12 protein-coding genes are annotated in these 13,882 nt (G+C 30.3%); 9 read left to right on the top strand and 3 right to left on the bottom strand.

From position 1 onward, the window contains the following. Positions 1 to 147: 147 nt before the first annotated feature. Both speD and CLJU_RS10455 read left to right on the top strand, forming a co-directional pair. Positions 148 to 528, top strand: coding sequence for an adenosylmethionine decarboxylase (gene speD, locus CLJU_RS10460; RefSeq protein ID WP_013238781.1), 381 nt, complete (start codon positions 148 to 150; stop codon positions 526 to 528). A 98-nt stretch (positions 529 to 626) separates the two neighbouring features. Continuing rightward, complete coding sequence (locus CLJU_RS10455; RefSeq protein ID WP_013238780.1) at positions 627 to 1,514, top strand: GNAT family N-acetyltransferase; 888 nt, start codon at positions 627 to 629, stop codon at positions 1,512 to 1,514. A gap of 24 nt (positions 1,515 to 1,538) precedes the next feature. Here the strand turns inward: CLJU_RS10455 and CLJU_RS10450 are convergent, their stop codons facing one another. Genes CLJU_RS10450 through CLJU_RS10445 form a run of 3 tightly spaced genes read right to left on the bottom strand, consistent with a single transcriptional unit; the run spans position 1,539 to position 4,191 of the window. Then, positions 1,539 to 2,735, bottom strand: a complete 1,197-nt coding sequence (locus CLJU_RS10450; RefSeq protein WP_013238779.1) for a pyridoxal phosphate-dependent aminotransferase — start codon at positions 2,733 to 2,735, stop codon at positions 1,539 to 1,541. A gap of 60 nt (positions 2,736 to 2,795) precedes the next feature. Then, entirely contained in the window at positions 2,796 to 2,951 is a 156-nt protein-coding gene (locus CLJU_RS22595) for a hypothetical protein (protein ID WP_013238778.1), read from the bottom strand. A 55-nt stretch (positions 2,952 to 3,006) separates the two neighbouring features. Then, positions 3,007 to 4,191 carry an aminotransferase-like domain-containing protein gene (locus tag CLJU_RS10445; protein ID WP_013238777.1) on the bottom strand — a complete coding sequence of 395 codons (1,185 nt, stop codon included), beginning with the start codon at positions 4,189 to 4,191 and terminating at the stop codon, positions 3,007 to 3,009. Between the two features lie 448 nt (positions 4,192 to 4,639). Between CLJU_RS10445 and CLJU_RS10440 the strand changes: the two genes are divergently transcribed. The 7 genes from CLJU_RS10440 to CLJU_RS10410 all read left to right on the top strand — a co-directional run bounded on the left by CLJU_RS10440 (position 4,640) and on the right by CLJU_RS10410 (position 13,717). Further along, positions 4,640 to 5,077 carry a hypothetical protein gene (locus CLJU_RS10440; protein ID WP_013238776.1) on the top strand — a complete coding sequence of 146 codons (438 nt, stop codon included), beginning with the start codon at positions 4,640 to 4,642 and terminating at the stop codon, positions 5,075 to 5,077. A gap of 153 nt (positions 5,078 to 5,230) precedes the next feature. Next, positions 5,231 to 6,574, top strand: coding sequence for a tRNA (N6-isopentenyl adenosine(37)-C2)-methylthiotransferase MiaB (gene miaB, locus CLJU_RS10435; protein ID WP_013238775.1), 1,344 nt, complete (start codon positions 5,231 to 5,233; stop codon positions 6,572 to 6,574). Positions 6,575 to 6,590: 16 nt separating this feature from the next. Next, positions 6,591 to 9,266 (top strand): DNA mismatch repair protein MutS, encoded by a 2,676-nt coding sequence (mutS, locus tag CLJU_RS10430; protein ID WP_013238774.1) that lies wholly within the window; start codon positions 6,591 to 6,593, stop codon positions 9,264 to 9,266. Between the two features lie 29 nt (positions 9,267 to 9,295). Continuing rightward, entirely contained in the window at positions 9,296 to 11,125 is a 1,830-nt protein-coding gene (mutL, locus tag CLJU_RS10425; protein ID WP_041705412.1) for a DNA mismatch repair endonuclease MutL, read from the top strand. Positions 11,126 to 11,133: 8 nt separating this feature from the next. Further along, positions 11,134 to 12,069 carry a tRNA (adenosine(37)-N6)-dimethylallyltransferase MiaA gene (gene miaA, locus CLJU_RS10420; protein ID WP_013238772.1) on the top strand — a complete coding sequence of 312 codons (936 nt, stop codon included), beginning with the start codon at positions 11,134 to 11,136 and terminating at the stop codon, positions 12,067 to 12,069. Between the two features lie 49 nt (positions 12,070 to 12,118). Then, on the top strand, positions 12,119 to 12,361 hold the full coding sequence (gene hfq / locus CLJU_RS10415) for an RNA chaperone Hfq (protein WP_013238771.1): 243 nt from the start codon (positions 12,119 to 12,121) through the stop codon (positions 12,359 to 12,361). A gap of 78 nt (positions 12,362 to 12,439) precedes the next feature. Then, positions 12,440 to 13,717, top strand: coding sequence for a methionine gamma-lyase family protein (locus tag CLJU_RS10410; RefSeq protein ID WP_013238770.1), 1,278 nt, complete (start codon positions 12,440 to 12,442; stop codon positions 13,715 to 13,717). The last annotated feature ends 165 nt before the right edge of the window (positions 13,718 to 13,882 follow it).

The following is a 13,882-nucleotide window of genomic DNA, read 5'->3' as shown; positions in this document are numbered from 1 at the left end:
ATACAATATACATAGAAAATGGGAGCAATGTTTAATTAAATAGAGCTATTGCAAACTAATATTTTATAACTATATTTATATTGACTTTTATCTCATTTTTGATAAAATTTAATTGTTGTATTTTTTTCTAAGGGGGTAAATTGAAGCATGCATGAATTAGGAAGACATATTTTAGCAGAAATTTATGGATGTGATGCTAAAATATTAAATAATAAAGATTTTATAGAAAAAATTATGATTGATTCTGCGATAAAGGCAGGTGCCGAAGTTAGAGAAGTTGCTTTTCATGAATTTAAACCTCAAGGAATAAGTGGAGTAGTAATAATATCTGAATCCCACTTAACTATTCACACATGGCCTGAACTTGGTTATGCCGCTGTAGATGTGTTTACTTGTGGAAGTAGAATAAATCCTTGGGATGCATGTAATTATATGACTGAAAAGTTTCATGCCAGAAATATGACAGCAACTGAAATAAAGAGAGGTATATTTGAGCAAGTTGTAGAAGTAAAAGCTTCAAATATATAAGAGATCATCACCTGAGATGGTCTCTTTATATATTTGACCAAGATTTATTTTAAATTTATACTTATATTAAATAACAATCCTATGGGGAAAAATAGAGTATGTATAAATGCGTAAAACTAACAAGCAAGAATCTAAAGTATTTTAGGGAGTTAAACAATAAAAGATATTTATTTAATCCTGTAAATGAGGATTTTTTTAAAACCTATGATAGGTATAATTTTGCTAAACAGCTAATTTTAAGAAGAAGGGTAAAACTTATTAAAAAGGATTTACACTATATAGGCTATATTTGGTCTGATATTTCTCATAATAAGATGTGCACTATAAACGCCATGAATGTATTATGTAACTGCATTGCCCCAGATAATTCGCCTTATAAGTATCTAATAAACACTATAAAAGAGCCTTGCACTATAAAATATATATGTCAAAACAATAATTATAATTTCAATTTATTAAAAAGTATTGGATTTAAAAAAGGAGAGGGAACTTTAACCCTTTATAAAAATTTACTTGAAAATATACCGTTAATTTTTGACAAAAAACTTCAATTCAAAATATTTGAAAAGGGAAAAGACGAACAAAAAAGATGTGAAATACAAAATGAAATATTTAAAACTGATACTAGAGTTCCTTTGACTTTAGAGGATATATATTTTGATGAAGCTCAAGATTACTATTTTGAAAAAGGGGCAATTTTTCTAAAGCAAAATGATGAGTATATAGGTTATGGGCAAATTGTAATGGAAAATGATATACCTGTTATAGTGAATTTTGGTATATTAAAAGAATTTAGAGGGAAAAAATATGGTAAGGCACTGTTAATCTATCTTTTAAAAATAATGTATTGTAGTGGATTTAATAGAGTAATAATAAAAGTAAAAAGTTCTAATTATATAGCCTTACAATTATATACTAACATGGGATTTCGTATTGAAAGTGAGAAGTACAACTGGACGTTAGATAAAAAAAGTTTCCATAAATAATTATGGAAACTTTTTTATAATTGTTTATTTTATAACTTTTTGGTACCCTTCTATTGCTGCTTTGAGAAGATCCATAGCATCTTTTAAATCATCACAATTTAAACAATAAGATATTCTTACTTCATCTTTTCCAAGACCAGGAGTAGCATAGAACCCTCCTGCAGGTGCTACCATTACAGTTTTACCGTCTTTATTAAACTCAGTTAACAAGTATTTAGCAAAGTCTTCTGCATCTGGGACAGGTAACTTAGCAACTATGTAGAAAGCCCCTGTTGGCTTTTGACATACAACTCCAGGTATTTTTTTAAGACCATCCACAAGTATGTCTCTTCTTTTTTGGTACTCTTTTCTAGTTTCAATGAAGTAACTTTCTGGAGTATCTTTTAAAGCTGCAGCACCTATCTGTTCTACTGTAGGTACACAAAGTCTAGACTGACATAATTTCATTATATTGTGAATAAGATTCTTATTTTTTGAAGCTACCAGACCAATTCTTGCACCGCAAGCACTATAACGCTTTGATATACTGTCTACGATTATTACTCTGTCTTCAATGTCCTTTAAAGTAAGGGCTGAAGTATATTTTAATCCATCATATACAAATTCCCTATAGACTTCATCTGCAATTAAGAATAAATCATGTTCTTTAGCTATATCTCCAAGCATTCTGAGTTCTTCTGCAGTATACACTGTTCCAGTTGGATTTCCTGGATTTGAAATCATAAGAGCACGTGTTTTATCAGTTATTTTACTTTCTATTACTTCTTTAGGTGGTAAATGAAATCCGTCTTCAGCTTTTGTTAAATAAGGAACCATTTTAGCTGAAGCTACTTGTGCGAATCCATTATAATTTGTATAAAAAGGCTCAGGTGAAAGTATTTCATCACCAGGATCACATAAAGTCATAAAAGTAAGCATTATGGCTTCACTTCCACCATTAGTTATCAAAAGTTCATCTTTTGTAAATTCTGTACCCCATTTTTTATAATATTCTATAAAACTTTCTTGAAGTGCATCCATTCCTTGTGATTCAGTGTATTTAAGTACATTTTCCTTAAAATTTGAAATTGCCTTAAAAAATATGTCAGGAGTAAGTACATCGGGTTGTCCAATATTTAAGTGATAAACTTTTGTCCCTCTCTTTTTAGCTTCAGCTGCATAAGGTGTCAATTTACGAATAGGTGAAAATTGCATATTTAAAATTCTGTTTGATAATTTCATATAATTTATCCTCCGACTATTAATTTTAACCGAGCTAAAGATAATTTAAGTTAAAAATTTCTATTTAATTAAGCTTTCTGTAGGAATGTGCATTGACTTAAATTGAAACATACTTTCATAATAAGTACTTCTAAAATAACCTCTATCCCCAATGCAATCAGCCCTTAGCTTATTTTTTCTCTCTTGCAGTTTTTCAAAATCTTTTATATCATACATATTATCCACTCCCTTAAGAGAAGTTTAACCTAAAGGGAGTGTTTTTATTCATATATTAATAGTATTTAGCAAGAACTTTTCCCAATCTTTTGATTCCTTCAACGATTTTGTCTTCAGACATACATGAGTAGTTTAATCTAAAGTGATTTTTATGCCCACCATTTGGGAAGAAAGGACCTCCAGGAACATAAGCAACATTTTCTTTTAGAGCTTCTTTTAATATTTCAGCAGAATCTAAACCTTCTTTTAAATAAACCCAAGTGAAAAGTCCTCCATAAGGATTTGTGTGTTTAACTTCTTTTGGAAAATACTTGTCCATACTTTCCAGCATAAGCTTTCTGCGTTTTCCATATACTTTTTTAATTTCTTCCACATGTTCATTTAAATCGTACTTTTGCATAAAAAGTGCAGCTGCTCTTTGATCTAAAGTACTACACTGCAAGTCTACACCTTGTTTTATAATAATATATTTTTCAAGTATTTCAGGTGCAGCACATATCCAACCAAGTCTCAAACCTGGGCAAAAAGTTTTAGAAAATGTTCCAAGGTATATTACCCAGCCATCTTTATCAAAACTTTTTATAGATGGATGTGTAGTGCCTTCAAAAATAAGTTCTCCGTATGGATTATCTTCAATTACAGGAACTTGATATTCTTTAGCAAGTTCTGCAATACGCTTTCTTCTATCATCTGACATAGTTATTCCTGTTGGATTTTGAAAATCTGGAATTGTATAAATCATTTTAACTTTTTTATTTTTCTTTAATTCTTCTTCTAATTTTTCTATTATGATACCATGTTCATCCATCTCTATTTCAGTAAAATTAGGTCGATAAGCTTTAAATGCACCAATAGCACCTAAATAACTTGGGCTTTCACATATTATAGTATCTCCCTCATTTACAAATATCTTAGCTGAAAATTCAATTCCTTCTTGAGATCCAGATGTTACAATTATGTCATCTCCAGTTACATCTACACCTTCACGAGACATTCTCTGCTTTGCTATTATATCTCTTAAAGGCTTAAAACCTTCTGTTGTACTATATTGTAATGCAACTTGTCCATCCTTTTCCAAAACCTCTTGAGTAACTTTCTTCATTCCGTCTACAGGGAATAATTCCGGTGCTGGTAATCCTCCGGCAAAAGAAATGACTTCAGGCATCTCTGTTAATTTTAAAAGCTCTCTTATTTCAGATGCTTTTAAACCATTTGCCCTTTCTGAAAAATTTATTTTCATAAAAAAACCCCCTTAAGTAAATATTTTGTCATATAAATATCTATTTATCGCCACCTTATAAATAGATATATTACAATAATATAGTTTTTGAATGATTTTTTCAATAAAAACTTTATTATTATATGATTCTGAATATAAAATCTATTTGGTAAAAGTATATTCTTGATAATTTAGTGTGCCTTTAAGTTTTTAGTTCTTAATCCAGCAGGAAGCGAAATATAAATGGATTCATATAATATATTAAAAAATAAAAATTATGAGGATTAAATAAAATTTCTATATATATGGATATAGCAATATGAAAAGCCTCATCGGAAATTATGCCACTGCTGTATTTAGATTTTATACTAAGCAGAACATGTCAGTGGATAAATAAAAGGAAAAAATATATGATAAAGCATTTGATATATGTTGAAAATAAATTAGAAAAATGAAGGGGATGTTTAAAATGTCAAATGAAGCAGGAAAAGTTTTTCTATATGATTTAGTTCGCACTCTTAATAAAAAATATGACCATGAAACAGAATTAAGGAATAGAATAAATCAAGCTAGTAAGCTTATAATTGAATATTTTGATATTCTTCAACAAAATTTAAAAAATATATGTGAAATTTCTAATGGAGACATTAAGATAGAATTAAATGAATCTAATGACATTATTGCTAGAATTAAAATATTTAGCGATGAACTAATATTTAAAAGAGAAAAAAATATGATAGACGTATTGATGAAAGGAACCGCTATAAATGGTGATTCTAAAGATATTAGAATCACTTATATTGACTGCCAACCTGATGAAGTTAATATTAATTTTAAAGTAATGGATGATATATTAAAACAGGCATTTAAAGATGTGGTTGAAAACATTAAAAAAGAGCTTAAATAAGCTCTTTTTTAATGTTTAAATAAATGAATACCCTAGAGATAGTTCAATGGATTAATAATTTAATAAAGATACTTCAAATGAATTATGTTTATTTTCAGTTGCTTATTATGTTATAATACAGTGTAAAGCTAAGACTATCGGAGGTTATAATACATGATAAATAACGTAGAAAAAGCAACTAAAAATTTCTTTATAGAAACCTGGGGTTGTCAGATGAATGAAGAGGATTCTGAAAAATTATCTGGCATGTTAAAAAGATTAGGATATAAAAGAACAGAAGATAGATCTTCTGCGGATTTAATAATATTCAATACCTGCTGCGTAAGAGAAAATGCAGAATTAAAAGTATATGGAAATCTTGGAATGCTCAAAAAGCTAAAGATTAAAAATCCAAATCTCATAATAGCCATATGTGGTTGTATGATGCAGCAAAAAGACATGGCAAAAAACATAATCAAAAGATTTCCTTTTGTAGATATAATATTTGGAACCCATAATGCCTATAAGTTTCCTGAATACTTAAATAGAGTTCAGCAGGAAAATACATCTGTAATTGAAATACAAGACAAGGAATCCGGAATCGTAGAAGGACTTCCAATAGACAGAGAAAGTAATGTAAAAGCCTTTGTTACAATAACGTATGGATGTAATAATTTTTGTACCTACTGCATAGTTCCCTATGTACGAGGGAGAGAGAGAAGCAGAAAACCTGAAGATATTGAAAAAGAAATAAAAGAATTGATTTCAAAAGGTTATAAAGAAATAACTCTCCTTGGACAAAATGTAAATTCCTATGGTAAAACTTTAGAACCTAAAGTAAGTTTCAGTGATCTCTTGAGGAGAATTAATTCTATAGATGGTGTTGAAAGAATTAGATTCATGACATCCCAGCCTAAAGATTTAACTGAAGATGTAGTAGACGCCGTAGCTGAGTGCAGTAAAGTATGTGAGCAAATACATCTTCCAGTACAATCGGGTTCAACTTCTCTTTTAAAAAAAATGAACAGAAGTTACTCAAAGGAAGGGTATCTAAATCTTGTTAAAATGATAAGAGAAAAAGTGCCAGATGCCGCTATTACTACAGATATAATAGTTGGTTTTCCAGGTGAGACAGAAGAGGATTTTGAAGAAACATTAAATCTTGCAAGAGAAGTACAGTATGATTCTGCATTTACTTTTATATATTCAAAAAGGAAAGGTACTCCTGCTTATGATTTTGAAGATCAGATTCCAGAAGATATAAAACATGAAAGGTTTAATAGACTTGTTGAAGTTATAAATGAATCCTCTGCTAGAAAAAACAAGGACTATGAGGGAAGAACGGAAGAAATATTAGTAGAAGGTACAAGTAAAAATGATAATACAAAACTTACAGGCAGAACAAGATCAGGTAAACTGGTAAACTTTAAAGGTAACAAAAAAGATATAGGTAAATTAGTTAAAGTACAAATAACAAAAGCAACTTCTTTCTCACTTTTAGGTGAGGAAATACAGTAGCAAGGAGGACAATAAAGTGGCATTAACTCCAATGATGCAGCAGTATATGGAAGTAAAAGAAAGTTATAAAGACTGTATACTGTTTTTTAGATTAGGTGATTTTTATGAAATGTTTTTTGAAGATGCAAAAATAGCATCTAGAGAACTTGAGTTAGTACTTACAGGTAGAGACTGCGGCTTAAAAGAAAGGGCTCCTATGTGTGGAATACCCTATCATGCCGCAAATTCATATATAGGAAGGCTTATAAACAAGGGATATAAGATAGCTATATGTGAGCAACTAGAAGATCCCGCTCTAGCAAAAGGTATAGTTAAAAGGGGCATAATTAAAGTTGTAACTCCTGGAACTTACACGGACTCTACTTTTTTAGAAGAAAATAAAAATAATTATATAGCGTGTTTGTACATAGATACCCAGACAAATATTTCTGCACTGTGTTTTGCAGATGTATCCACTGGAGAGTTCAATTGTACGGACACTCCTTTTAATTTATCTACAATTTTAGATGAAATATCAAAATACTCTCCAAGTGAAATACTGATTCAAGATAGTATAAGTATTGATCTATTGAATAAAATGAAGGATATTTTTAGTGGTTCATTCACTAAATTAGATGAAAGCTATTTTGCAGGCGAAACTAAAAATATGTTAGAGGATCAGTTTGAAAATTTTACAGGAGAAAATTATAGTAATGAAATTATAAAATGCTGTGGCTCCCTACTGAAATATATAAGGGAAACTCAAAAGAATGATCTATCTCATATAAATAAATTTTCCTATTATAATATAGTAGATTATCTCACTATAGATGGAAATTCCAGAAGAAATTTAGAAATTACAGAAAGCTTAAGAGAAAATAATAAAAAGGGATCTCTCCTCTGGGTTATAGATAAAACAAATACATCTATGGGAGGGAGACAGCTTAGAAGATGGCTGGAACAGCCCCTTATAAATAAGGTCAAGATAGAAGAAAGACTGGATTCTGTAGAAGAAATTTCAAATAATATATCTTATCATGAAGATTTAAAAGAGGCTTTAAAAAACATATATGATATTGAAAGATTAGTTGGAAAAATATCTTCTAAAAGTGTAAATGCAAAAGAGTTGAATTTTTTAAAAAACTCTATAGAAAAAATACCTGAAGTAAAATCTATACTTTCAAACTTTCACACAAAATTATTGAAATATATGTATGAAAACTTAGATGAACTAAAAGACATTTATGTACTTTTAGATAAATCTATATTAGATAATCCTGCAATATCTTTAAAAGAAGGTAACCTTATAAAAAAAGGATATAACAGTGACATAGATGAACTTAAAGAAATAAAGGCTCACGGTAAGGAATGGATAGCTTCTCTTGAGAATTCAGAAAGGGAAGTTACTAAAATAAAATCTCTTAAAATAGGATATAACAAAGTATTTGGTTATTATATTGAGGTTACTAAAAGCAATTTAAATCTTGTACCAGAAGGTAGATATATAAGAAAACAAACTCTTACAAATGCAGAAAGATACATAACTCCTGAATTAAAAGAAATGGAAGATAAAATATTAGGTGCAGAAGAAAAACTTATAAATCTAGAATATAGTGTTTTTATAGAAGTAAGAGATAAAATAGAAATTGAAGTAGATAGAATGCAAAAATCCGCTAAAATAATTTCAGAAGTAGATTGCTTAAGCTCCCTTGCAAGAGTTGCTATAGAAAATAATTATTGTAAACCTAAAATAACAAATTCAGATAACATAATTATAGAAGAAGGTAGACATCCTGTAGTAGAAAAGATGATTGACTCTGGAGAATTTATATCAAACGACATAAACATAGATACTGGTAAGAATCAACTTCTTTTAATAACAGGACCTAATATGGCAGGCAAATCTACCTACATGAGACAGATAGCTTTGATCGTTATAATGGCCCAAATTGGTAGCTTTGTGCCAGCAAAAAATGCTTCCATATCTGTTTGTGATAAGATATTTACAAGGATAGGTGCATCAGATGATTTGGCATCAGGAAAGAGTACTTTCATGGTGGAAATGTGGGAGGTTTCCAACATACTTAAAAATGCAACTAACAAAAGTTTGATCTTACTGGATGAAGTAGGACGTGGAACAAGTACTTACGACGGTCTTAGCATAGCTTGGTCGGTAATAGAATATATATGTAAAAACAGCAAGCTAAAATGTAAAACCTTATTTGCCACCCATTATCATGAACTGACTAAATTAGAAGGCAAGATAGATGGAGTCAAAAATTACTGTGTATCCGTTAAAGAAATGGAGGATAATATAGTTTTTTTGAGAAAAATTATAAGAGGAGGAGCCGACCAATCCTATGGTATAGAAGTTGCAAAGCTTGCAGGGCTTCCAGAAGAAGTTTTAAAAAGAGCAGGAGAAATACTAAATAGCCTTGAAAGTAAAAAGCTAAAAGAAAATAAATGTGCTGGTTCTGAAATTGCGCTAGATGCAGAGTATTCAATAAATGAGAAAAAAGCTCATCTCAAAAATGAGGAGATGATTAAAGAAAAAGCTCCTATGCTTGAACCAACCAGACAATTAGGATTTTCAGATATAGAAAAGACAAATTTAGTAAAAGATATTACGGATATAGATATACTAAACATGACTCCTATGGACGGATTTAATAAACTTTATGATATAATAAGAAGAGCAAAGTCCATAAGATAAAACTTAGTCATAAGGAATGATGTATTATGATGAAAAGAATAAATTTACTTGATGAAAATACTTCAAATAAAATTGCCGCTGGAGAAGTAGTTGAAGGTCCTTCATCTGTAATAAAAGAACTTCTTGAAAACAGCATAGACTCTGGAGCTAAGAACATAACTATAGAAATAGAAGAAGGTGGAGAAAAGTCCATAAAAATAATAGATGATGGATGGGGAATACACCCTTTGGATATAAAAAAAGCCTTTATGCCTCATGCCACAAGTAAAATAAGCACTGTAGAAGATTTAGATAAAATAAGTACTTTAGGATTTCGTGGAGAGGCTCTATGCAGTATAGCTTCCGTATCAAACACCATACTTAAAAGTAAAGCAGAAGGCTTTGATGTGGGAAATGAAATAATTATAAGTGGTGGAGTCTTAAAGGAAACTCAAGAAATTGGCTGTAACAAAGGGACTACAATTTTAGTAGAGGATTTATTTTTCAATGTACCTGCCAGGAAAAAATTCTTAAAATCCCCAAGTAGGGAAGCAGCAGGTATATCGGACATAGTAACAAGACTTTCTCTTGCCAATCCGAATATATCCTTTAAATTTTTTAAAAATGGCAAAAAGGCTCTTACAACTTATGGTACAGGAAAAGTGATGGATGTTATACGATGCGTATATGGGAAAAATATATATGAAAACATAATTCCTGTGGAAAAGCACAGCGATATTATTTCAATTTGTGGATACATAGGTAACTCCGAAATAAGCAGGGGAAGCAGAAATAACCAAAGTATATTCATAAATAAGAGGTATGTTAAAAATAAATCCATAACTTCCGCTGCAGAGCAGGCTTTTAAATCATTCTTAACCATAAATAAGTTTCCTTTTTTTATATTGTTCATAGACATATTTCCCGAATTTGTAGATGTAAATGTTCATCCAGCCAAATGGGAAGTTAAATTCAGCGATTCCAGAATGGTATTTAAATTTGTATTTGATGCAATTCATGAAGCTTTAAGGGAAAGCTTAAAAGATTCCTTTACCATTGATTTAAAGGAAGATGATTTAAAACCCAAAAAAACTGAAACTGAAATTAAGGAAGTTCAAATACCAATAGATTTGAAATCTCCAAATGAGGGGATTTATATAGAAAAAAATGGATCTAGCTTATTTAAAAAAAGTAAAGAAAACTCAAATAAAAATGAATTTATAAAAGAACCTAAGGTATCTTTTACTGCTAAGGAAAATGCAGTATCTAAAAATAAACAAGAAGAACCTAGAGTTGCTAAATTTCAGCCCCTTAGGATAATAGGACAATTTCATAGTACTTATATAATAGCAGAAGATAGCAGTAATCTTTATATGATAGACCAGCATGCAGCCCATGAAAAAATTCTCTTTGAAAAATATAAAAAGAGTATACAAAAAGGAATGGTATTATCTCAAGTTTTAATAACTCCTGTAATAATGGAACTTACAATTAAAGATTATAATTGTTTTATAGAAAATAGAGATTTATTTAAAAAAACTGGTTTTAATGTAGAATTATTTGGAAATAATACAATAAGTATAAGAGAAGTACCTATGATACTTGGAAAACCCGATATGAAAAACTTATTTATGGATATATTAGATAATTTAAAAAACATGGGATCAGGCGATACCTGGGAAGTTAAATACCTTTCACTTGCAACTCTTGCCTGTAAAGCCGCCATAAAGGCAAATGCTAGCATTTCAGAAATAGAAATGAATCATTTAATTGAAGAGCTGCGCTTTATAGATGACCCATTTAACTGTCCCCACGGAAGGCCCACTATAATAAAACTTACATTAAATGACCTGGAGAAAAAATTCAAAAGAATACAATGAGGAGAGACATGAAAAACTTATTTATACTTTCGGGACCAACTGCAGTTGGGAAAACCAATATATCTATAGAACTTGCTAAAAAATTAAACGGTGAAATAATATCTGCAGATTCCATGCAAATATACAAGTATATGGATATAGGTTCTGCTAAAGTTACAGAAGATGAAATGCAGGGCATTACCCATCACTTAATAGATTTTATTGAACCAGATAAGAATTTCAACGTATCTGAGTACAAAGTCTTAGCTGAAAATGCAATAGATGAAATATGTAAAAAAGATAAACTTCCTATGATAGTAGGTGGTACTGGACTTTATATAAATTCTCTCATTTTAAATTACAATTTTACAGATGCAAAAACAGACAAAAGTTATAGAGAATACTTGGGAAATTTAGCAGAAGAAAAAGGGAAGGAATACGTACATTCCCTTTTGAAAGAGGTAGACATAGATTCTTACAAAAGATTATATCCAAATGACTTAAAAAGAGTTATACGTGCCCTGGAAGTGTATAAACTCACAGGAAAAACTATAAGTGAGTACAATGCAAATACTAATTTATATGACATACCTTATAACATATATTATTTTGTACTCACTATGGATCGGGCTAAATTATATGATAGAATAAATAAGAGGGTAGATTTAATGATGGAAAATGGCCTTATAGATGAAGTTAGAAGATTAAAATCCATGGGATATACTCCTGATATGCAATCCATGAAGGGTATAGGCTATAAGGAAATTTTAGATTATTTAAATGGAAATTCTACCTTAGATGAAGCTATCTACTTAGTAAAAAAGGGAAGCCGGAATTATGCTAAAAGGCAGTTAACCTGGTTTAGAAAAGATAAAAGGGCAATTTGGATAAATAAGGATAATTTTAGTTGTGACGAAGACATTGTAGAACATATAATAAACGTCTTTAATATAATGAAAATTTAAATTCATTATATTGTATGAATATAAATAAAAGTTACGGAGGGTGAGAACTATGAGTAAAACAGCTAATAACTTACAGGACATATTTTTAAATGGGGCAAGGAAAAATAAAATTCCAGTTACTATATACTTAACAAATGGATTTCAAATTAAAGGAAATGTAAAGGGTTTTGACAACTTTACTGTTATAATGGATTGTGATGGTAAACAAATGATGGTATATAAACATGCGATTTCAACTATGACACCTATAAAATGCATTTTATTTAACAACTTTTCAGGAAATGAGCTATAGGGGGAATGGACATTTGTCTATTCCTTTTTTATATGTTAATATGACATTTAGTACACATACATTTAGGAGGTAATATTTTTGCTAAATATAACAAAAAAAGTACTTAAAGATAAATATAAAATAAGCGATAAGGTAATTGATTTATACGAAAGAGCTTTAAATGATGTGAAAGACCAATTTCAATACTATGATGAAATAAGGGAATTCAATCAATTAAAAGTTTTAAATGCACTGCAAGAAGAGGGAATAAGCGAATCCCATTTTACAAATTCATCTGGATATGGATATGGAGATATAGGTAGAGATTCATTGGACAAAGTCTATGCTAGAATATTCAATTCAGAAAGTGCCCTTGTAAGGCCTCATTTTGTAAATGGAACTCATGCTCTTGGCTGTGCACTTTTTGGAAACTTACGCCCTGGAGATACTATGCTTTCAGTATGCGGTGATCCTTATGATACCCTTCATGAAGTAATTGGCATAGAAAACAAGGGTTCGGGTTCTCTTAAAGAATATGGAGTAAATTATGAACAGGTAAATTTAACTGATGATAACAAAATAAATTTTGAAGACATAAAAAAACATCTTGAAAATAATCATACAATAAAATTAGTACATATTCAGAGATCTACAGGTTATGGCTGGAGAAAATCTCTTCTTATATCTGAAATCAAAGAAATTATAGATTTTGTTAAAGGTATAAACCCTAATGTAATATGCTTTGTAGACAATTGTTATGGTGAATTCATAGATACCATAGAACCTACAGATGTAGGAGCTGATTTAGTAGCAGGTTCACTTATAAAAAACATAGGTGGTGGAATAGCACCAACTGGTGGATATATAGCAGGAAAGAAGGACTGCGTTGCAAAAGCATCTTACAGACTAACTGTACCTGGAATAGGTGGCGAATGTGGTTCTACTTTTGGAGTTATGAGGCTTTTATATGAAGGTTTATTTTTTGCACCTCACGTTGCCATAGAAGCACTAAAGGGAGCTATATTCTGTTCTAGAATAATGGAACTTGCAGGATTTGAAGTACTTCCTAAATATACGGATAAAAGAAGCGATATAATACAGTCTATTAAGTTTAACGACAAGGAAAAGCTTATAAATTTCTGTCGCGGAATTCAAAAGGGATCTCCTGTAGATTCTTTTGCCCAGTGTGAACCTTGGGATATGCCCGGATATTCAGATCAGGTCATAATGGCTGCTGGAGCTTTCATACAGGGAGCTTCTATAGAGTTGTCTGCAGATGCACCTATAAGAGAGCCTTATATAGGTTATCTGCAAGGCGGACTTACTTTTGACCATGCTAAGATTGGAATATTGATAGCTCTGTCAAATATATTATAGAAATGCGTATGATATAAGTATTTAACACGTAAAATTCACTATTTTATGTGTTAAATACTTTTTTTAGTGTGCATAGTGTACATTATGGCATATAAAATCTAGTCATAATGTGTCTTTAAACTTAAAATCAATTAGATTATTATTAAAATATAGTTGGTTAAATAT

This window comes from Clostridium ljungdahlii DSM 13528, from assembly GCF_000143685.1.
Classification (GTDB): Bacteria; Bacillota; Clostridia; order Clostridiales; family Clostridiaceae; genus Clostridium_B; species Clostridium_B ljungdahlii.
This window is presented reverse-complemented; position numbering and strand designations above follow the sequence as displayed.

What these genes read in the sequence shown, in the direction of transcription:
- speD (WP_013238781.1), top strand. Translation starts at nt 148, where the DNA reads ATGCATGAATTAGGAAGACATATTTTAGCAGAAATTTATGGATGTGAT.
- CLJU_RS10455 (WP_013238780.1), top strand. Translation starts at nt 627, where the DNA reads ATGTATAAATGCGTAAAACTAACAAGCAAGAATCTAAAGTATTTTAGG.
- CLJU_RS10450 (WP_013238779.1), bottom strand. Translation starts at nt 2,735, where the DNA reads ATGAAATTATCAAACAGAATTTTAAATATGCAATTTTCACCTATTCGT.
- CLJU_RS22595 (WP_013238778.1), bottom strand. Translation starts at nt 2,951, where the DNA reads ATGTATGATATAAAAGATTTTGAAAAACTGCAAGAGAGAAAAAATAAG.
- CLJU_RS10445 (WP_013238777.1), bottom strand. Translation starts at nt 4,191, where the DNA reads ATGAAAATAAATTTTTCAGAAAGGGCAAATGGTTTAAAAGCATCTGAA.
- CLJU_RS10440 (WP_013238776.1), top strand. Translation starts at nt 4,640, where the DNA reads ATGTCAAATGAAGCAGGAAAAGTTTTTCTATATGATTTAGTTCGCACT.
- miaB (WP_013238775.1), top strand. Translation starts at nt 5,231, where the DNA reads ATGATAAATAACGTAGAAAAAGCAACTAAAAATTTCTTTATAGAAACC.
- mutL (WP_041705412.1), top strand. Translation starts at nt 9,296, where the DNA reads ATGAAAAGAATAAATTTACTTGATGAAAATACTTCAAATAAAATTGCC.
- miaA (WP_013238772.1), top strand. Translation starts at nt 11,134, where the DNA reads ATGAAAAACTTATTTATACTTTCGGGACCAACTGCAGTTGGGAAAACC.
- hfq (WP_013238771.1), top strand. Translation starts at nt 12,119, where the DNA reads ATGAGTAAAACAGCTAATAACTTACAGGACATATTTTTAAATGGGGCA.